This is a genomic window from Lelliottia sp. GFLA7, assembly GCF_056490165.1.
The window spans coordinates 942,622-960,465 of record NZ_JBWLAQ010000002.1; the positions used below are offsets into that span (position 1 = coordinate 942,622).

At 54.9% G+C, this 17,844-nt stretch carries 19 protein-coding genes; 6 read left to right on the top strand and 13 right to left on the bottom strand.

The features are described 5' to 3' along the window. Positions 1-262 precede the first annotated feature (262 nt). From AC07RN_RS10005 to AC07RN_RS10020, 4 genes are all read left to right on the top strand, one after another. Positions 263-1,807: a PTS transporter subunit EIIC gene (locus AC07RN_RS10005; protein WP_478336247.1), complete on the top strand. Its 1,545-nt coding sequence runs from the start codon at positions 263-265 to the stop codon at positions 1,805-1,807. Between the two features lie 11 nt (positions 1,808-1,818). After that, the gene (locus AC07RN_RS10010) at positions 1,819-3,186 is read left to right on the top strand and encodes a 6-phospho-alpha-glucosidase (RefSeq protein WP_478336248.1); all 1,368 of its coding nucleotides are present in this window, start codon (positions 1,819-1,821) and stop codon (positions 3,184-3,186) included. A gap of 139 nt (positions 3,187-3,325) precedes the next feature. After that, positions 3,326-4,171, top strand: coding sequence for a 3-mercaptopyruvate sulfurtransferase (gene sseA / locus AC07RN_RS10015; protein WP_478336249.1), 846 nt, complete (start codon positions 3,326-3,328; stop codon positions 4,169-4,171). Then, entirely contained in the window at positions 4,171-4,941 is a 771-nt protein-coding gene (locus AC07RN_RS10020; RefSeq protein WP_015960014.1) for a MurR/RpiR family transcriptional regulator, read from the top strand. The genes sseA and AC07RN_RS10020 overlap by 1 nt, the downstream gene beginning before the upstream one ends. 18 nt (positions 4,942-4,959) lie before the next feature. Here AC07RN_RS10020 and sseB read toward each other — a convergent pair whose 3' ends face one another. The 11 genes from sseB to trmJ all read right to left on the bottom strand — a co-directional run bounded on the left by sseB (position 4,960) and on the right by trmJ (position 13,836). Beyond that, a complete protein-coding gene (gene sseB, locus AC07RN_RS10025; protein ID WP_478336250.1) occupies positions 4,960-5,736 on the bottom strand; it encodes an enhanced serine sensitivity protein SseB in 777 nt (258 codons plus the stop codon). Between the two features lie 105 nt (positions 5,737-5,841). After that, positions 5,842-7,128, bottom strand: coding sequence for an aminopeptidase PepB (pepB, locus tag AC07RN_RS10030; RefSeq protein ID WP_478336251.1), 1,287 nt, complete (start codon positions 7,126-7,128; stop codon positions 5,842-5,844). A 61-nt stretch (positions 7,129-7,189) separates the two neighbouring features. Then, positions 7,190-7,390, bottom strand: coding sequence for a Fe-S cluster assembly protein IscX (iscX, locus tag AC07RN_RS10035; RefSeq protein WP_478336252.1), 201 nt, complete (start codon positions 7,388-7,390; stop codon positions 7,190-7,192). A gap of 11 nt (positions 7,391-7,401) precedes the next feature. Continuing rightward, on the bottom strand, positions 7,402-7,737 hold the full coding sequence (fdx, locus tag AC07RN_RS10040) for an ISC system 2Fe-2S type ferredoxin (RefSeq protein WP_015960018.1): 336 nt from the start codon (positions 7,735-7,737) through the stop codon (positions 7,402-7,404). 1 nt (position 7,738) lies between these two features. Beyond that, positions 7,739-9,589, bottom strand: coding sequence for a Fe-S protein assembly chaperone HscA (gene hscA, locus AC07RN_RS10045; protein ID WP_478336253.1), 1,851 nt, complete (start codon positions 9,587-9,589; stop codon positions 7,739-7,741). 14 nt (positions 9,590-9,603) lie between these two features. Next, positions 9,604-10,119, bottom strand: coding sequence for a co-chaperone HscB (hscB, locus tag AC07RN_RS10050; RefSeq protein WP_235133846.1), 516 nt, complete (start codon positions 10,117-10,119; stop codon positions 9,604-9,606). A 198-nt stretch (positions 10,120-10,317) separates the two neighbouring features. After that, positions 10,318-10,641 (bottom strand): iron-sulfur cluster assembly protein IscA, encoded by a 324-nt coding sequence (gene iscA / locus AC07RN_RS10055; RefSeq protein ID WP_015960021.1) that lies wholly within the window; start codon positions 10,639-10,641, stop codon positions 10,318-10,320. A 16-nt stretch (positions 10,642-10,657) separates the two neighbouring features. Next, complete coding sequence (gene iscU / locus AC07RN_RS10060) at positions 10,658-11,044, bottom strand: Fe-S cluster assembly scaffold IscU (protein WP_005120408.1); 387 nt, start codon at positions 11,042-11,044, stop codon at positions 10,658-10,660. A gap of 23 nt (positions 11,045-11,067) precedes the next feature. After that, complete coding sequence (locus AC07RN_RS10065; protein WP_015960022.1) at positions 11,068-12,282, bottom strand: IscS subfamily cysteine desulfurase; 1,215 nt, start codon at positions 12,280-12,282, stop codon at positions 11,068-11,070. A gap of 179 nt (positions 12,283-12,461) precedes the next feature. After that, positions 12,462-12,953 (bottom strand): Fe-S cluster assembly transcriptional regulator IscR, encoded by a 492-nt coding sequence (iscR, locus tag AC07RN_RS10070; protein ID WP_015960023.1) that lies wholly within the window; start codon positions 12,951-12,953, stop codon positions 12,462-12,464. Positions 12,954-13,101: 148 nt separating this feature from the next. Further along, positions 13,102-13,836: a tRNA (cytosine(32)/uridine(32)-2'-O)-methyltransferase TrmJ gene (trmJ, locus tag AC07RN_RS10075; RefSeq protein WP_015960024.1), complete on the bottom strand. Its 735-nt coding sequence runs from the start codon at positions 13,834-13,836 to the stop codon at positions 13,102-13,104. A gap of 136 nt (positions 13,837-13,972) precedes the next feature. Between trmJ and suhB the strand changes: the two genes are divergently transcribed. After that, positions 13,973-14,779, top strand: a complete 807-nt coding sequence (gene suhB / locus AC07RN_RS10080) for an inositol-1-monophosphatase (protein ID WP_015960025.1) — start codon at positions 13,973-13,975, stop codon at positions 14,777-14,779. Between the two features lie 53 nt (positions 14,780-14,832). Here suhB and AC07RN_RS10085 read toward each other — a convergent pair whose 3' ends face one another. Together AC07RN_RS10085 and AC07RN_RS10090 are read right to left on the bottom strand one after the other, a co-directional pair. Next, positions 14,833-15,813 carry a nickel/cobalt transporter gene (locus tag AC07RN_RS10085; protein ID WP_478336254.1) on the bottom strand — a complete coding sequence of 327 codons (981 nt, stop codon included), beginning with the start codon at positions 15,811-15,813 and terminating at the stop codon, positions 14,833-14,835. After that, positions 15,804-16,442 carry a DUF1007 family protein gene (locus tag AC07RN_RS10090; RefSeq protein WP_478336255.1) on the bottom strand — a complete coding sequence of 213 codons (639 nt, stop codon included), beginning with the start codon at positions 16,440-16,442 and terminating at the stop codon, positions 15,804-15,806. The genes AC07RN_RS10085 and AC07RN_RS10090 overlap by 10 nt, the downstream gene beginning before the upstream one ends. Positions 16,443-16,566: 124 nt before the next feature. On the opposite strand from AC07RN_RS10090, the gene csiE reads away from it, so the two are divergent. Further along, complete coding sequence (gene csiE / locus AC07RN_RS10095) at positions 16,567-17,844, top strand: stationary phase inducible protein CsiE (protein ID WP_235133849.1); 1,278 nt, start codon at positions 16,567-16,569, stop codon at positions 17,842-17,844.

The following is a 17,844-nucleotide window of genomic DNA, read 5'->3' on the forward strand; positions in this document are numbered from 1 at the left end:
GGGCCTGTTGATGGTCATCCGGGTAATTATTATCGGCTAGTTTCATTAATTCAAAAGTCCAGTGCAAGAATTTGGAAAGCGCCTCGCATATCTCTTCACTTGAATTCCTGCTGCCACACCGGTCACAGTGTCGCACGTTACATGTAACCTTCGAAGTCATTTGTTTTTAAAACAATAAGATAGATGGATACCTTGCCCCATCACCTGCTAGTTTTAAACCTGAGACGCACTCTGAGTGCGCGGTTCATTAAGAGAGATAGCCATGAAACGAGCCGTGAACGCCCTACAAAACTTTGGAAAATCATTGTACGGACCGGTACTTATCTTACCCATTGTCGGTCTGTTCATCGCTTTCGGCAACGTGTTAGGTAACGGTAATCTTGCCGAGTACCTTCCGTTTCTGGGGCATCCGCTGATTCAAAATATCGGTCAGTTGATTGCCAAATCTGCCGTATCGGTGCTGGTAAACCTGGCGCTGGTGTTTGCCGTGGGGATCCCTGTCGGCCTTGCGGCGCGCGATAAAGGTTACGCCGCGTTAATTGGTCTGGTGACGTTTGTGGTGTTTATCAACGCCATGAATGTAACGCTTCAGTTGCAGGGGGAACTCTCGCCTGCGGAGCACATGAAAGCAGCCGGTCAAAGCATGGTGCTGGGCGTGCAGGTTCTGGAGATGGGTGTCTTCGCCGGGATCCTGACGGGTGCCCTGTCTGGATACCTGTACAACAAATATTCCAGCGTACAGTTTAACGGCGCGATGGCGATTTACTCCGGACACTGTTTTGTCGCCATTATCATGCTGCCGGTCTCAATGCTGCTGGGCGTGATAATGAGCGAGCTGTGGCCATTTGCTCAACACGGTATCAGCACGATGGCGCTGGCGATTAAAGGGTCCGGTCCGTTTGGCGTCGCCATCTACGGGTTCCTGGAGCGCATCCTGGTGCCGACCGGCCTCCATCACCTTGTCTACACCCCTTTCCTCTACACCGAACTGGGCGGCACGCAGGAAGTCTGCGGGACGACTTACCAGGGCGCACGCAATATTTACTTTGCCGAGATGGCTTGCCCGGACGTGAAGCAACTCAGCAGCACCGTGGTGTGGGATGCGCGCGGCATCAGCAAAATGTTTGGCCTGCCCGCCGCAGCTCTGGCGATGTACATGACCGCTAAACCGGAGCGCAAAGCGATCGCCAAAGCGATTCTGATCCCGGCGGCGTTGACGTCGCTGCTGGTGGGTGTCACCGAGCCCATTGAGTTTTCCTTCCTGTTTGTTGCCCCGCTGCTTTTCGTGGTGCATGCGGTGCTGACCGGCCTCGGCATGATGCTGTTTTATCTGTTCGGCGTTCACGCCATCGGTGCCAACGGCATTATCGATTTCATTCTCTATAACCTGCCGCTTGGCACGGAGAAATCGAACTGGCCGATGTACATCGTGGTCGGGCTGATTATGTTCGCGCTCTATTTCATCGTGTTCCGTTTCCTGATTCTGCGCTTCAACATGAAGACGCCAGGTCGTGAAGACGAGGATCAGGAGACCCGCCTGTACAGCAAGCAAGAGTATCAGGCGAAAGGCAATAACGACGGGCTGGGAGAATCCATTGTTATCGGCCTCGGCGGGCGAGAAAACATTGAAGTGGTGGATAACTGCTACACCCGACTGCGCGTCACCGTGAAAGATGTCGCCATTATTGATGAGCCGCGACTCAAGGCGACCGGCGCGAAGGGAATTATCAAACAAGGTAACAACGTTCAGGTGGTCTACGGGCTGCATGTCAAAAAAATGCGAGAAGCCGTTGAGACGTTTCTCTGAAGGAGATAAACATGTTTAACCCCCCTTTTATTCTGTCCATCGCCGGTGGCGGCAGTACCTATACGCCTGGCATTGTGAAAAGCCTGATGGTGCAGTTACAGGACTTTCCGCTGGCAGAAATTCGCCTCTATGATATCGATGCGGCGCGCCAGAACACCATTGCGCCAGTCGTTGAAAAAGTCATACGCGATCACAGCCAGAGCATTATTTTCACCGTCACCGACGATCCAGAAGTGGCCTTCAGCGGCGCGCACTTTGTTTTTGCTCAGATGCGCGTGGGTCAGTACAAAATGCGCGAGCAGGATGAGAAGATCCCGCTGCGTCACGGCGTGGTCGGCCAGGAAACTTGCGGACCGGGTGGGCTGGCCTACGGACTGCGCACAATCCTGCCGATGGTGGAGCTGATCGATCTTGTCGAGCGTTTCGCCCACGAGAAGGCCTGGATTGTGAACTACTCCAACCCGGCGGCGATTGTGGCAGAAGGTGTGCGCCGTCTGCGTCCGAACGCACGCGTGCTCAACATTTGCGATATGCCGGTGGCGGCGATGCGCAATATGGGGGCGATTTTGGGCGTCGATCGCCACAAGCTGGAAGTCGATTACTTTGGCCTGAATCACTTCGGCTGGTTTACGCGCGTGATGGTGGACGGCGTCGACAGACTGCCGGAGCTGCGCAGCCACATTGCCAAATTTGGGTTGCTGACCGAAGACGCGGCCAAAACCGATCCGCAGCACTCCGATCCGTCATGGGTCAAAACCTGGCGCAACATTAAGCCGATCATGGATAACTTCCCGGACTATCTGCCGAATCCGTATCTGCAGTATTACCTAATGCCTAACCAGATCGTTGAACATCAGAACCCGGATTACACCCGCGCCAACGAAGTGATGAACGGGCGCGAGAAAAAGCTGTTCGCGGCGGCTGAAGAATACAAGCGTACTGGCATTTTATCCGATGCGTTCCACGTCGGCGTTCACGGCGAGTTTATTGTGGATGTCGCCCGTTCGCTGGCGTTTAACCTGCGCCAGCGCCATCTGGTGATGGTCGAAAACCGTGGCGCGATCACCAATCTGCCTTACGATGCGGTTGTTGAAGTCCCTGCGTATATCACATCCGAAGGGCCAGAACCGATTCGCGTCGGACAGGTGCCGCTGTTCCATCAGACTTTGCTGCAGCAGCAGCTTGCGTCTGAGCAACTGTTGGTCGAAGCCACTGTTGAAGGCAGCTACGAAAAAGCCCTGCAGGCCTTCACCCTGAACCGCACGGTGCCGACAATGGAACACGCTAAAGCGATTCTGGATGACATGATAGAAGCTAACCGGGACTACTGGCCTGCGCTGCAAAAAGCCTGGCAGGACGGCGAAGCGGTGAAAAAATAAGGGGTTGCTCGCGAGTTGAACGTGGTTTGCTTGTCGGTGTTAGAAAAAACACCGACAATCCATTTTTACCGTCAATCCTTCGGGTTGCAGCATTTGCAGCACTAAGGGGAACGGTTAAGTGGCGAAAATGGAGGCAACCATGTCCACCTCATATTTTGTTGCAGCCGACTGGCTGATTGAACATAGCGACGATCCGGAAGTACAAATTATTGACGCCCGTATGGCACCTCCCGGTCAGGAGCACCGCGACCTCACCGCTGAATACCGCGCCGGACATCTGCCGGGCGCGGTATTTTTTGATATTGAAGCCCTGTCCGATCACACCTCCTCGCTTCCCCATATGCTCCCGCGCCCGGAGGCCTTTGCCGTGGCCATGCGCGAGCTGGGCGTGAATCGTGAAAAACATCTGGTCGTGTACGACGAAGGGAATCTGTTCTCCGCCCCGCGTGCATGGTGGATGCTGAAAGCCTTTGGTGCTGACAACGTGTCTATTCTGGCGGGCGGTCTCGCGGGCTGGAAGCGTGATGAATTGCCCTTGCAACAGGGTGACGTTGCGCTGCCTGAAGGGGACTTTGATGCCACGTTAGATGCCGCCCAGGTGAAACGTCTCACCGATGTGTTGCTGGTCAGCCACGAAAAAACAGCGCAAATCGTCGATGCCCGTCCGGCGCCACGGTTTAACGCGCAAGCGGACGAACCGCGTCCTGGCCTGAAGCGCGGCCATATTCCCGGCGCGCTCAACGTGCCGTGGGGCGATTTAGTCTTTGAAGGTGAACTGAAAACTACCGATGAGCTGGTCGAGATTTTTGAGCGTCAGGGTGTGAGCCTTCATCAGCCCATTATTGCCAGCTGTGGTTCCGGCGTGACGGCCTGCGTGGTGATTCTGGCGCTGGCGACGCTGGGTGTTTCAGACGTCACGCTTTATGACGGCGCCTGGAGCGAATGGGGTGCGCGCGACGACCTGCCGATTGAACCTACGCCGTAATGGATAATCGCCTGGCAACGCTGCTGACGCGCGGGGAATCACTGACCCGCGCGGAGTATCGCGTCTTAGCGCATCTGACAGAACACCCGTTGCTGGTGGGCAATATCACAGTGCGCGAACTGGCGCAGGCGACGTTTGTCTCGACCGCGACCATCATGCGGCTGTGTCAAAAGCTGGGGTTTAGCGGTTTCAGCGAGTTTATCTGGCACTGTAAACAGCTACTTTCCGATACGCCGCATATTGCGTCGCAGGCTCAGGATTTGCCGCAACTCCCTGCCCTGTTTAATCAGTTTATCGCCAACTATCAGCTGACGTTTCAATGGGCCACGCAAGAGAAGCGACAGCAATTTGCAGCACTATTGCGCGAGAAAGAGAGCTTCTTTCTCTACGGCGCGGGCTTTTCGTATTTGTTTGCTGAATACCTGACCAAGAAATTGCAGGTGTTAGGCAAAACGGCGTTTATCTCCGGCCCCGGTGACAGTCGAAATATCTTTTTGAGCAACGCGGCGCGTTACCAGGTGTTTATCGCCGTTTCACGCAGCGGTGAAACGGAACAGGTGCTGGATAAAGCGCGGATTGCGAAAAATGTCGGCATGACGGTGGTCGCGTTTACGCGCGCGTCGGCGAATACCCTGGCGGGGATGGCGGATGTGCACTTTGCGCTGTATGACGAGGCGGTGCATTACGCTGCTGAAGCCGCAGGCGTGACGTCGTTTGAATCAAATCTGGTTTTGCTGATGGATTTATTGCTGCTGGAAGCGACGGGGTGAGCGCTCACCCCGATCACTTTAGAGGATACGGTTGGTTTTAAGATCGCGCAGGAATCCGCCCCAGCGACGTTCGTAAAACGGCGTGATGTGTTCAGTGATAAAGTGGCTGATGCCCTTTTCACCTTTCACAACCCGACAAATATCAATCGGCTCATCGCCCGGCAACGTATCCGTTGCCACACTTCCCGCCGCCTGAATAATGTCTTCAATCTCACCGTCCGCTTCAATGCCGATCAGCAGAATCGGCTGTTCGTCGGCACGCTCTTTGATAAAGCACAGAAACGCGCGTTTGACCGGCTTGATGGTTTTGAACAGCGTGGTTAAAGAGTCAATCATCTGCGCCGGGGGTTCTGCCACTTCGGACAGCAGCAGCGTTTCACCGCCTTCCAGCACTTCTTGCGTGCTCAGCGGATTGCCCTCTTCACCGATGAGATGGCTGATTTCACGCGGGGTAAACTCTTTACCGGTCGGCAGTTTGGCATTGAGGAACAAGGTTTCGCCAAGCGTCATCTCAAAGAGCGTGCGCACCGGCATCACGACGAACGCCTGCTCGTCTTCCACCGCTTCCTGCAACGTTTCGAGGGAGGTGAAGAACGGGATCACCGAGGTGCCGTCGTCTTTTTCCCAGTGCAGCAGATCCAGTGCGCTGTCTTCAACAACCTGCTCGCCTTCCGCCGCCGTTCCTGGTACCCACACCGTGGATTCCAGCAGTGTGCGGAAAAATGCCGGACGATGGGCTGGCTCAGTCGCCGCTTGCTCCAGCAGAGTTTCTAATTCGTTTTTGGTTTCGGACATAAACTTTCCAGATGTCATTTTTCCCCTCACCCCGGTCCTTTCTCAAGGGCGAATGAGCAAACCATCGCCTCTCCCCGTGGGAGAAGGCCAGGGTGAGGGCAACAGTTACTCTGCGGTCAAAAGGTTCGCAATGGTGCGTACGCCCAAACCAGTTGCGCCCGCAGACCACTGCTCAACGCCCGCTTTACGGTAAGTTGCGGAGCAGTCGATGTGCAGCCAGCCTTCGTGATAGTTCTCAACGAAGTGGGACAGGAAACCTGCCGCGGTGCTTGCACCGGCTGGATACGCCGCGCTCGCGGTGTTGTTCAGCTCGGCAAAGTTAGACGGCAACTGGCTACGGTGGAATTCCGCCAGCGGCAAACGCCAGAACGGTTCGTTCTCAGCCGCCGCGCTCGCCATCAGACGGCTCGCCAGTTTATCGTCAAAGGTGAACAGCGCGTGATAGTCATTGCCTAGCGCAGTTTTCGCCGCACCGGTCAGCGTGGCCATATCAATGATCAGCTCTGGTTTTTGCGCAGACGCATCAATCAGGCCATCCGCCAGGACCAGACGGCCTTCGGCGTCGGTGTTCATCACTTCGACGTTTTTCCCGTTACGATAACGAATGATATCGCCAAGCTTAAACGCGTTACCGCTCACCATGTTGTCTGCACAGCACAGGTACAGCTTCACGCGCTTGTTCAGACCACGGGTGATAGCGAAGGCCAGCGCACCGGTAATGGTCGCCGCGCCGCCCATATCGGACTTCATTGAGTCCATGAACGCGCTCTGCTTCAGGCTGTAGCCACCGGTATCGAAGGTGATGCCTTTGCCGACCAGACAGGCATAGACCGGCGCTTGTTTGTCGCCCGTCGGGTTGTAATCCAGCGCCAACAGCACTGGCGGACGCTCTGATCCACGACCAACCGTATGCAGGCCCATGTAATTTTGCTCGCGCAGGTCTTCGCCTTTGGTGATGCGGTAAGACATTTTGTCGCCTGCCGCTTTGCACAGCAGATCCACTGCGCGCTGCGCCAGCTGTTCCGGACCTAACTCTTCCGCAGGAGCGTTAATGGTGTCACGCACCCAGTCGATGATCATCAGACGGCTTTCCAGCTCTTTCTGACCGGCTTCGTCGAGGTTTGCCCACTCGATTTTACGCGTGCCTTTCGGGCCTTTGTAACCTGCCCAGAATGCCCAGCTGCGATCCGTATCCCAGTCTTCGCCCGCCAACGTAACGTGTTTAATACCCAGGCCGTCAATTTTGCGCGCGGCGCGCTGGATCAAACCTAAATCATCGCTGCCGTTCAGGTGCAGGGTGATGCCGTCGTTATTAATGCTGTAGGTGGCTTTTTCGCCCCAACGCGCATCCGCAGGCTGGGTAGAGAGCGTAATCTTCATCGCTTCGGTCATTTTTATTTATCCTTATTAGCAACTAGCAAACGGGCCGCCTCAAGGCAGCCCGTTTCATTTTCTATTCTGCTTCAGCTAACCAGACTAACAGAATCGCCTCCAGAATTTTTTCACTGGATGCGCTGGGATCGTCATCAAAATCTTCCAGATCGCAGATCCACTGATGCATATCGGTGAATCGCACGGTCTTCGGATCGAGATCCGGATTGGCATCGTACAGCGCCTCGCCGATTTCGCGGCTATCAGTCCACTTCAGTCCCATACTAACCTCTGTTAATGCTCGCGGGCATGGTTAATAGTGTAACGAGGGAATTCGACCACCAGGTCTTCATCGGTGACGCGCGCCTGACAGCTCAAACGGCTATCGGGCTCCAGACCCCATGCCTTATCCAGCATGTCATCTTCGTCTTCCGTGCTTTCCGCAAGGGAGTCAAAACCTTCACGAACCACGCAGTGGCAGGTCGTACAGGCACAGGATTTTTCACAGGCGTGTTCCACCTCGATACCGTTGCGCAGGGCAACATCGAGAATGGTTTCGCCGGTCTCAGCTTCCAGAACTACGCCATCCGGACACAGGTCCGCATGAGGCAAAAAAACAATCTTTGGCATATTAAACCTCGTCCACGGACTGGCCTTTCAGCGCGACACGGACAGATTTATCCATGCGGCGAGCGGCGAAGTCCTGGGTTTCTTTATCAACGTTTTTAATCGCTTGTTCTATTGCGTCAGCGTCATTTTCTGCAGCAACGATCCGTAAATGGGCCGTTGCCTCATCAATCACCTGACGCTCTGCGGCGCTGAGCAGCGCGGCATCAGCAGTGAGTGCGCCTTCAAGACTTTCCAGTACGCGTGCGGCTTCCACTTTTTGTTCCGCCAGCATGCGCGCTTTCACGTCCTGTTCGGCATAGCTCATTGAATCCTGAATCATGGTGGCGATTTCGCTATCCGTTAAACCGTAAGACGGTTTTACCTGAATAGACGATTCGACGCCGGTCGATTTTTCCATCGCCGTGACGTTCAGCAAACCGTCCGCATCGACCTGGAAAGTGACGCGGATATGCGCCCCACCCGCAGGCAATGCCGGAATGCCACGCAGCGCAAAACGCGCCAGCGAACGGCAATCCTGAACCAGCTCGCGCTCGCCCTGCATCACGTGGATGGACATCGCAGTTTGGCCGTCTTTGAAGGTGGTAAATTCCTGCGCGCGCGCCACCGGAATGGTGGTGTTACGCGGGATAACTTTCTCGACCAGGCCGCCCATGGTTTCTAAACCAAGGGAAAGCGGGATCACGTCCAGCAACAGCATTTCGCTGTCCGGCTTGTTGCCGACCAGAATATCAGCCTGGATCGCCGCGCCAATTGCCACGACTTTATCCGGGTCGATAGACGTCAGCGGCGTGCGGCCAAAGAATTCACCCACGCGCTCACGCACCAGCGGCACGCGGGTCGAACCGCCAACCATCACCACTTCAAGCACTTCACTGGCTTCGACATCCGCATCTTTCAGCGCACGACGACACGCCAGCAGCGTGCGTTTAACCAGCGCGGCAATCAGTTCATTGAACTGATCGCGCGTGATTTCACCCTGCCAGCCCGCCACATTCACGGTCACCGCCTGGGCATCGCTGAGCGCGATTTTCGCGTCAATGGCGGCATCCAGCAGTTCACGCTGTACGCGGACATCGCGACGATCGACAATACCCGCCTGCTCGCGAATATAATCCGCCAGCAGATGGTCAAAGTCATCACCGCCCAGCGCAGAATCACCGCCGGTCGCCAGCACCTCAAACACGCCACGGCTTAAGCGCAGAATGGAAATATCAAACGTCCCGCCGCCGAGATCGTACACGGCAATGACGCCTTCCTGACCGGAGTCCAGACCGTAGGCGATTGCCGCAGCTGTCGGTTCATTCAGCAGACGCAATACGTGCAGGCCCGCCAGACGCGCAGCGTCTTTGGTGCCCTGACGCTGTGCATCATCAAAATACGCGGGGACGGTGATCACGACGCCATCGAGATCGCCTTCAAGCGTCGCGGTAGCGCGCGCAGCGAGGGCTTTCAGGATATCGGCAGAAACGCGAATCGGATTCAGCAGTCCGGCATCGGTGGCAATCATCGGCAGGCCGTTTTCACTCGCCTGGAGTTGATACGGCAGATGCGGATAGCGTTGTTGAATATCCACCAGCGAGCGGCCCATCATGCGTTTAACGGAGCTGATGGTGTTGGCAGGATCTTTCGCCGCGTTGGTGCGCGCGTCATATCCCACCGAGTGGCCCTGCTGTTGGTAGTGGACGACGGAGGGCAGCAAATGACGCCCTTCGGCGTCTGCCAGCGTTTCAGCCTGGCCGCTACGAACGGTCGCCACGAGGGAATTGGTGGTGCCTAAGTCAATGCCCACCGCCAGACGACGCTGGTGTGGTGCGGCGCTTAAGCCAGGCTCACTAATTTGTAATAAGGCCATAATCGCTTCCGAAATTAAAAATCGAGCAGTTTTTCTTCGAGTTGTTCAGCGCTGCTTCGTAGTTTATCGAGAAAACGCAGCTTGCGCACAGAGTCTGCGGCCACGTCCCACGTCTCGTTATTCAGTTGTTCAACCATCTGCTGATGGCGGGAATCGAACATACCCTTAACTCGCTTGATGAAGCTTTCCAGACGCGCTTCGTCTTTCGCCTGATCGATTTCATCCAGCTCTTCACGCAGCTCCAGCTGTTCCATCAGGAACGCGGTGTCACGTACGGTATGCTGTTCGCTCGTCAGATCAAAACCGTGCAGGGAAAGCAGATACTCCGCGCGAGCCAACGGGTTACGCAGGGTTTGCCACGCCTGATTGATGGTTGCAGACTGTGATACAGCCGCCAGTTGCTCCGCCGGGGTACCGCTGGCGAATTTATCCGGATGGAATTGACGTTGCAAATCCTGAAAACGGATCGTCAGCGCGGGAAGATCAATCGCGTACTGGGCGGGCAACCCAAAGAGGGTGAAATAATCCATAACAATCTCAGGGTTAGCCTGTTAAAACAAACCCCACCGCAGGAGTACTACGCGTGGGGTTATACCTTCTTTCTTCGCGTTGCAAATGCGTTGTCTTCACGTGTTCACCCCAGTCACTTACTCAAGTAAGCTCCTGAGGATTCACTCGCTTGCCGCCTTTCTGCAACACGAATGACTCGGCATAACAGCGGATCGCGACTATACGTGGAAGCTTTCGCCGCAACCGCACTCATCTTTGACGTTCGGGTTGGTGAATTTAAACCCTTCGTTCAGGCCTTCTTTGACGAAGTCCAACTGAGTGCCGTCGAGGAATTGCAAGCTCTTGCCATCGATCACTACCTTCACGCCTTTGTCTTCAAACACGGTGTCATCCGTCGCCGGTTCGTCCACAAATTCCAGTACATAAGCCATACCGGAACAGCCGGAGGTACGTACGCCCAGTCGCAGGCCATAGCCTTTACCACGGTTCTCCAGGAAGGAGCTTACTCGCGCGGCAGCGCTGTCGCTAAGGGTAATCGACATACTTAAACCTCAACTCTTATTTTGCTTCACGTTTGCTTTTGTAGTCCGCAATAGCGGCTTTAATCGCGTCTTCTGCCAGGATAGAGCAGTGAATTTTCACGGGTGGCAGTTCGAGTTCGTCAGCAATATCGGTATTTTTAATTGCCTGTGCTTCGTCCAGAGACTTGCCCTTCACCCACTCGGTTACGAGGGAGCTGGACGCGATTGCAGAGCCGCAACCGTAAGTCTTGAAACGTGCGTCTTCAATGATACCTTCATTGTTGACTTTGATCTGCAACTTCATCACGTCGCCACACGCTGGCGCGCCAACCATGCCGCTGCCTACGCTCTCGTCGCTGTTGTCGAAAGAGCCAACGTTGCGTGGGTTCTCGTAATGATCAATAACTTTTTCGCTGTATGCCATGATTGAATCTCCTTACCTACCGATTAGTGATGTGACCATTCGATGCTGTTGATATCCACGCCCTGTTTGAACATTTCCCACAGTGGAGAAAGGTCGCGCAGACGGCCAATGGAGTTGCGAACGAGCTTGATGGTGTAGTCAATCTCTTCTTCGGTAGTGAAACGACCTAAAGAGAAACGGATAGAACTGTGTGCCAGCTCGTCGGTCATGCCCAGTGCGCGCAGCACGTAGGATGGCTCGAGGCTTGCAGACGTACAGGCAGAACCCGAAGAAACGGCCAGGTCTTTCAGCGCCATAATCAGCGACTCGCCTTCAACATAGTTGAAGCTGACGTTGAGAATGTTTGGCACGCCCTGCTCGAGATCGCCGTTCAGGTACACTTCTTCCATGTCCTTCACGCCGTCCCAAAGACGGTTACGCAGCGTGCGCAGGCGCGCCATCTCGGTCTCCATCTCTTCTTTCGCGATACGGTAGGCTTCGCCCATTCCCACGATCTGGTGAACAGGCAGAGTCCCTGAACGCATGCCGCGCTCGTGACCGCCGCCGTGCATCTGTGCTTCGATGCGGATACGGGGTTTACGACGAACGTACAGCGCGCCGATACCTTTCGGGCCGTAGATCTTGTGGCCGGTGAAGGACATCAGATCCACTTTCAGCTGGCTCAGGTCGATAGGCAGTTTGCCCACGCTCTGGGTGGCGTCCACGTGATAGATGATGCCGCGCGCACGGCACATTTCGCCGATAGTCGCGATATCCTGAACCACGCCGATTTCGTTGTTCACGTGCATGATGGAAACCAGAATGGTGTCGTCACGCATCGCCGCTTCGAGCTCCTTGAGGTCGATGATACCGTTGCTTTTTGGCGCAAGGTAAGTGACGTCAAACCCTTCACGCTCCAGCTGACGACAGGTATCCAGCACGGCTTTGTGTTCGGTTTTGCTGGTAATAATGTGCTTGCCTTTCTTCTGATAGAAGTTGGCCGCGCCTTTTATCGCCAGGTTATCGGATTCGGTAGCGCCGGAGGTGAAAACAATTTCACGCGGATCGGCACCCACCAGCTCAGCAATCTGATTACGGGCGATATCAACCGCCTCTTCAGCATGCCAGCCAAAACGGTGAGAACGGGAAGCTGGGTTACCAAAGTTTCCGTCCAGGGTCAGACACTGCATCATTTTCTCGGCAACACGCGGGTCCACCGGCGTGGTTGCGGAGTAGTCGAGATAGATCGGTAATTTCATTGCTCTATAAACTCCGTACATCGCTTCAATGCAAGGAATCAGGCAACCGGCTGGATGTACGACCGAGTAAACGGGGCGGGTTAACGCCCCGGCCTGATTCTAAAATCTCTTTTATAATTTTTACCCTAACTGCTTTGCGGGACAGCGTCGTTGGCTGCCCACGAAACAGGATGGGTAAATTATGCGCGTAACTTAACGTCGATAGCGTCTTGCGCGCGGGTAGTGCGTTGTGTTTCATGACTCTGCTGACGACCCGACACATCCAGAACTTCCTGGTTATTCACCAGTTCACCCAGGGTGATGTTGTTCAGGAAACCGGTCAGACGGTCACTCAGATCGCGCCACAGCGCGTGGGTCAGGCACTTATCGCCGCCCTGACAACCGCCTTTGCCCTGGCAACGCGTCGCATCTACAGACTCGTCAACAGCGCTGATCACTTCGCCAACTGCAATACTGCCCGCGTCTTTACCCAGCAGATATCCGCCGCCTGGGCCACGAACGCTGGAAACCAATCCATTTTTACGCAGTCTGGAGAAAAGCTGCTCCAGATAAGACAGGGAAATTCCCTGACGTTCTGAAATATCTGCCAACGGAACCGGGCCCGTTTCGGAGTTGAGCGCAACGTCCAGCATCGCGGTCACGGCATAACGCCCTTTAGATGTCAGTCTCATGTCTTACTTAACCTCAAACTCGCCCCTGCCCGGGGTTTTTATTGTAAAATGGGGGTATTGCATAGCAGGGGCAAGTCTGACATTCCCGACTAAATTGGTCAACTATTTACTTGACTGTTTTAGTCAGGTATTTAACCTTCTGTGCCGTTTAAGATTCTTTGTTCTTTTGCTCAATAATTGAAGCCAACATGCCGCGCAGAATGTTCAATTCCTGGGTTTCTGGACGGGCACGCGTAAACAGACGGCGCAGCTTATTCATGACCTGGCCTGGATGAGAGGCGCGGATAAAACCGGTCGTGAGCAGCGTTTGCTCCAGATGACCGTAAAAACGCTCGAGATCATCCACCAGCGGATACGGTGTTTCTTCGGGTTCAGCGGTCTCGCCTTTTTCCTGCGCGGCGAGCCATGCCATCCGCACTTCGTAAGCAATAACCTGTACCGCCATCGCCAGATTCAGCGAGCTGTATTCTGGGTTAGCCGCAATCGCCACATGGTAGTGGCACTTCTGTAGCTCGTCGTTAGTCAGGCCAACGCGCTCACGACCAAACACCAGCGCCACCGGCGCATGTTCGGCTTCGGCAGTACTTTTCAGACCGCATTCGCGTGGATCGAGCATCGGCCACGGCAGCGTACGCGAGCGCGCGCTGGTGCCGACCACAAGGCTGCAACCCGCCAGCGCTTCGTCGAGGGTATCCACGATTTGTGCGTTGCCGATAACATCACTGGCACCCGCGGCCAGCGCGATCGCCTGAGAGTCTGGCTTCACTAGGGGATTCACCAGCCACAGATTGGTTAAACCCATTGTTTTCATTGCACGGGCAACAGAGCCCATATTGCCGGTATGCGATGTTTCGACCAGCACGATTCGAATATTTTGCAGCATAGTTTTAGTTGTCTGAGGTCATTGTCTGAAGAATATTCCGGCATATTATCATAAACGAGAGACATGATCCGAACTCGCTGCTATACTCTGCGCCGTTTTCGTTTCCCTGTTCTTTAACATCCAGTGAGAGTAACCGATGCAACATCCTATGTTGACCATCGCCGTGCGCGCAGCGCGCAAGGCGGGTAATGTAATTGCCAAACACTACGAAACACCAGATTCTGTAGAAACCAGCCAGAAAGGCAGCAATGACTTTGTGACTAACGTCGATAAAGCCGCAGAAGCGATTATTATCGAAACCATTCGCAAATCTTACCCGCAGCACACCATCATCGCCGAAGAAAGCGGTGAGAATGAAGGCGAAGATCAGGATGTTCAATGGATTATCGATCCACTGGATGGCACGACCAACTTCGTTAAACGCCTCCCACACTTCTCTGTTTCTATCGCAGTACGCATCAAAGGCCGTACTGAAGTCGCTGTTGTTTACGATCCAATGCGTAACGAACTGTTCACCGCAACTCGCGGTCAAGGCGCACAGCTGAACGGTTATCGTCTGCGTGGCACCAACGCGCGCGATCTGGATGGCACTATTCTGGCGACCGGCTTCCCGTTCAAAGCCAAACAGCACGCCACCACGTATATGAAAATCCTCGGCAAGCTGTTCACCGAATGCGCGGACTTCCGCCGTTCAGGTTCTGCTGCACTTGATCTGGCCTACGTTGCGGCTGGTCGTGTTGATGGTTACTTCGAAATCGCACTGAAGCCATGGGACTTTGCTGCAGGTGAACTGATTGCACGTGAAGCAGGCGCACTGGTGTGTGACTTCACTGGCGGCCACAACCACCTGATGAGCGGTAACATCGTTGCAGGTAACCCACGCGTCGTGAAATCGATGCTGGCGAGCATGCGTGACGAACTGAGTGATGCGCTGAAGCGTTAATCGCTCCAGCAGCATCCCACGGTTCCCTCTCCCATTGGGAGAGGGAAAAGTCATCAAAACGGTCTTAATCCCCTTCCCATCGGTACGGCGCTTATCCACATCGTCACCGCCGCGACCAGCAGAATCACGCCACCCGCTAATGCCAACGTCGTCCATCCCACCTGTTGCCACAGAACCGGGGCTTTATTACCGCTCAATCTGACGGCCAGTTGACGGAAGCTGTGCACCAGCAGCGCCAGCGACGTAATCGTCAACGACGTACCGGCCGCCATCGCCAGTGCGGACACAACACCCCAGCTAAATACGCCAATCACCTTACTAAACAGCAGAACCATAATCGCCCCGGAACACGGTCGCATTCCCATGGACAGAATAATCATCAGGCGTGCCCGCCAGTCATCGCCGCTCTGGAGCTGTTCCTGCGTCGGTAAATGCTGATGCCCACACCCGCAGCGTTCGTCATGAACATGATGCGGGGTAAAGGCTTTGAATTTCGGCTTGCGCAGCAGCGCGCTTAATTTTTTGAGCGCTCGCCAGCAGAGCATCACGCCCAGTAAGCCCACCAGCGCGTAGCTGCCCTTCTCTAACCAGAAACTACTCATATGCAGCTGACGAGCGGGCAATTGCAGCAGCGTGAGCACCACGAGCACCAGAGCAATCGCCACGCAGCCTTGCAATAAAGACGACGCGAGCGTTAAACCAATACTGGATTTCAGCCTGGAAGGATGCGTCGCCAGCCAGGTGGTAATGACAATTTTTCCATGCCCCGGTCCTAAGGCGTGCAGCACGCCATAGAGAAAGCTGAAAATCAACAGCGAGCCTCCCGCCTTTGACGGATTCTCCGCAACGGCTTTCAGCAAGCCGCTCATCTGCTGGTTAACCTCTCGTTGCCAAAGAATGCTTTTCATCATCACCTGCGGCCACGCCTGCCAAAGCCACAGCGCGGCAATCCCCACGATGACCAAAAACAGCGCCAGCGGCCACAGATGTAGCCAACGACGCTTTTTCTTCATCGACGCTGAAATTACTGACATTGGACGGTCACCTGCTGCGCAAACTGTTTGCCCAGATCCATGTCCTCCGGCGGCGCATCGTCTTTATCCAGAGCAATCGCAAAATTGCGCGTTTCGTCGCTGGGCGAGGGCGTATGTACGGCGATGCTGCAGCGTTTTTGTAGCGCCGCTGGCAAGGTAGCATCGCGGTCTTCGGCGTAACTCATATCGACGTAATAGCTCGGATCAAAAGTGGAAAACGTGTATTTCTGCCCGGCCAGCGGCTGCGGTTGTGCCAGAGGCAGAATAAAAGTCAAAACCGCCTGATGACCGTCGCGCTCCATGCCGTATGTCGTAGGACGATTCAGGAACTTTACCTTTTGTCCGTTATGCCAGAATTCAGTGAAATAGTGCTGGCCGAGGACATTTGCCATCACTTCTGCCGCCAGTGTTTTCCAGATTTCATCGCCGGGTTTAGCGTTGCCCGCATCATAGAGCAGATCGGCGGAGGTGATTTCATCCATCGTCCAGCGCATTTTCAGCCCACTAATCTGCGCGTCATCAGCCACCACTTCCGTTTTCAGGCTGATGAAACTGTGAGGATGCGCCGCGGCGGAGAGGGATAAAACCGCCAAAAATAGCGCGCTGGCGCATTGTTTAACTATTTGCATCGTTTCCTCACGTCAAAAATTCTGTGATGTTCTCCCGCATTCCTGACGGAAAGAGCTGCCGCCGCGCTTTCCAGCGCACATCCTTTGGCTATTCTTATCGAATACTTCTCCTGGATACCGACAGATGATGACGACACTTGAAATTCCATCTGTGCTCTCCAGTTCGCAGCGTCGCTGCCAGGTGCTTTTGATGCTTTACCTGCCCGATTTTGCCGTTACCCCGCAAAGTATTGTTGGCATTAATGGGGTGGACGACGACATTGCACGGCAAGATATAGCCGAGACGCGCGATGAAATCCAGCGCTATCACCGGCTCGACATCGCCACGCACCATGACGGCAGCTACCGGCTTGAAGGCACCACGCTCGATCAACGGTTATGCCTGCTGCACTGGCTGCGTCGGGCGTTGCGTCTGTGTCCGCACTTTATCACTCAGCAGTTTACCCCGGCGCTTAAAACGCAGCTTAAACAGCTCGGCATTGCGCGCACACTCTATGACGATACCAATCTGCGGGCGCTGATCAACTTCTGCTCGCGCCGCCTGCAGCGCCAGTTTGAGTGCCGCGACGTTCAGTTTTTACAGCTGTACCTGCAGTATTGCCTGATACAGCATCATCTTGGTCTCACGCCGCAATTTTCTCCCGTGCAACGTCACTGGGCGCAGTCCCGCGGGGAATTCCTGACCGCGCAGGAGATCGTTCGTCACTGGCAGCGCCGGGTACAACAGAATCCTCACACCGATGAAAATCTTTTCCTGTCGTTGCTGTTCATGATGATTCGCACCCCGGACCCGCTGCGGGACGCGCATCAGCAGGATGAGCGACTGCGTCAGGCGATTTCGCGAATGATCGGTCGTTTTCGCGGCCAAACGGGCATGCGCTTTAGCGATGAACAAGGGCTGACGGACCAGCTGTATATCCATCTGACGCAGGCGCTGGATCGCTCGTTGTTCGGCATCGGGATCGATAACAGCCTGCCCGAAGAGATCGGGCGACTTTATCCGCGCCTGATGCGCACCACTCGCCATGTTCTGTTTGAAGTCGAAGCCGAATTTGGCCTGCGCTTTTCGGATGAAGAGATGTGCCTGGTTGCCGTCATCTTTGGCGCGTGGCTGATGCAGGAAACCGACCTGTATGAAAAACAGGTGGTATTGCTCACGGGTGAAGACAAAGCGTGTGAAGAGCTGATTGAGGAACAACTACGGGAGCTGACTCTGTTGCCGTTGAATATTCGCTATCTGACGCTGCAGGCTTTCCAGAAAGACGGTGCACCGCGAGAGGCGGCGCTGGTGATTACCCCTTACGCCACCGCCCTGCCGCTGTTCTCGCCGCCGCTGATTCATGCCGTAGAGGCATTGAACACGCAGCAGCAAGAACATATTCGCGTGATGCTGGAATCGTAA

Coding starts and splice junctions, on each gene's coding strand:
- AC07RN_RS10020 (WP_015960014.1), top strand. CDS start 4,171: ATGGATAATCGCCTGGCAACGCTGCTGACGCGCGGGGAATCACTGACC.
- trmJ (WP_015960024.1), bottom strand. CDS start 13,836: ATGCTGCAAAATATTCGAATCGTGCTGGTCGAAACATCGCATACCGGC.
- iscA (WP_015960021.1), bottom strand. CDS start 10,641: ATGTCGATTACCCTTAGCGACAGCGCTGCCGCGCGAGTAAGCTCCTTC.
- fdx (WP_015960018.1), bottom strand. CDS start 7,737: ATGCCAAAGATTGTTTTTTTGCCTCATGCGGACCTGTGTCCGGATGGC.
- hscA (WP_478336253.1), bottom strand. CDS start 9,589: ATGGCCTTATTACAAATTAGTGAGCCTGGCTTAAGCGCCGCACCACAC.
- pepB (WP_478336251.1), bottom strand. CDS start 7,128: ATGACCGAAGCGATGAAGATTACGCTCTCTACCCAGCCTGCGGATGCG.
- AC07RN_RS10010 (WP_478336248.1), top strand. CDS start 1,819: ATGTTTAACCCCCCTTTTATTCTGTCCATCGCCGGTGGCGGCAGTACC.
- iscX (WP_478336252.1), bottom strand. CDS start 7,390: ATGGGACTGAAGTGGACTGATAGCCGCGAAATCGGCGAGGCGCTGTAC.
- AC07RN_RS10065 (WP_015960022.1), bottom strand. CDS start 12,282: ATGAAATTACCGATCTATCTCGACTACTCCGCAACCACGCCGGTGGAC.
- sseA (WP_478336249.1), top strand. CDS start 3,326: ATGTCCACCTCATATTTTGTTGCAGCCGACTGGCTGATTGAACATAGC.
- iscR (WP_015960023.1), bottom strand. CDS start 12,953: ATGAGACTGACATCTAAAGGGCGTTATGCCGTGACCGCGATGCTGGAC.
- AC07RN_RS10085 (WP_478336254.1), bottom strand. CDS start 15,813: ATGTCAGTAATTTCAGCGTCGATGAAGAAAAAGCGTCGTTGGCTACAT.
- hscB (WP_235133846.1), bottom strand. CDS start 10,119: ATGGATTATTTCACCCTCTTTGGGTTGCCCGCCCAGTACGCGATTGAT.
- iscU (WP_005120408.1), bottom strand. CDS start 11,044: ATGGCATACAGCGAAAAAGTTATTGATCATTACGAGAACCCACGCAAC.
- suhB (WP_015960025.1), top strand. CDS start 13,973: ATGCAACATCCTATGTTGACCATCGCCGTGCGCGCAGCGCGCAAGGCG.
- AC07RN_RS10005 (WP_478336247.1), top strand. CDS start 263: ATGAAACGAGCCGTGAACGCCCTACAAAACTTTGGAAAATCATTGTAC.
- AC07RN_RS10090 (WP_478336255.1), bottom strand. CDS start 16,442: ATGCAAATAGTTAAACAATGCGCCAGCGCGCTATTTTTGGCGGTTTTA.
- csiE (WP_235133849.1), top strand. CDS start 16,567: ATGATGACGACACTTGAAATTCCATCTGTGCTCTCCAGTTCGCAGCGT.
- sseB (WP_478336250.1), bottom strand. CDS start 5,736: ATGTCCGAAACCAAAAACGAATTAGAAACTCTGCTGGAGCAAGCGGCG.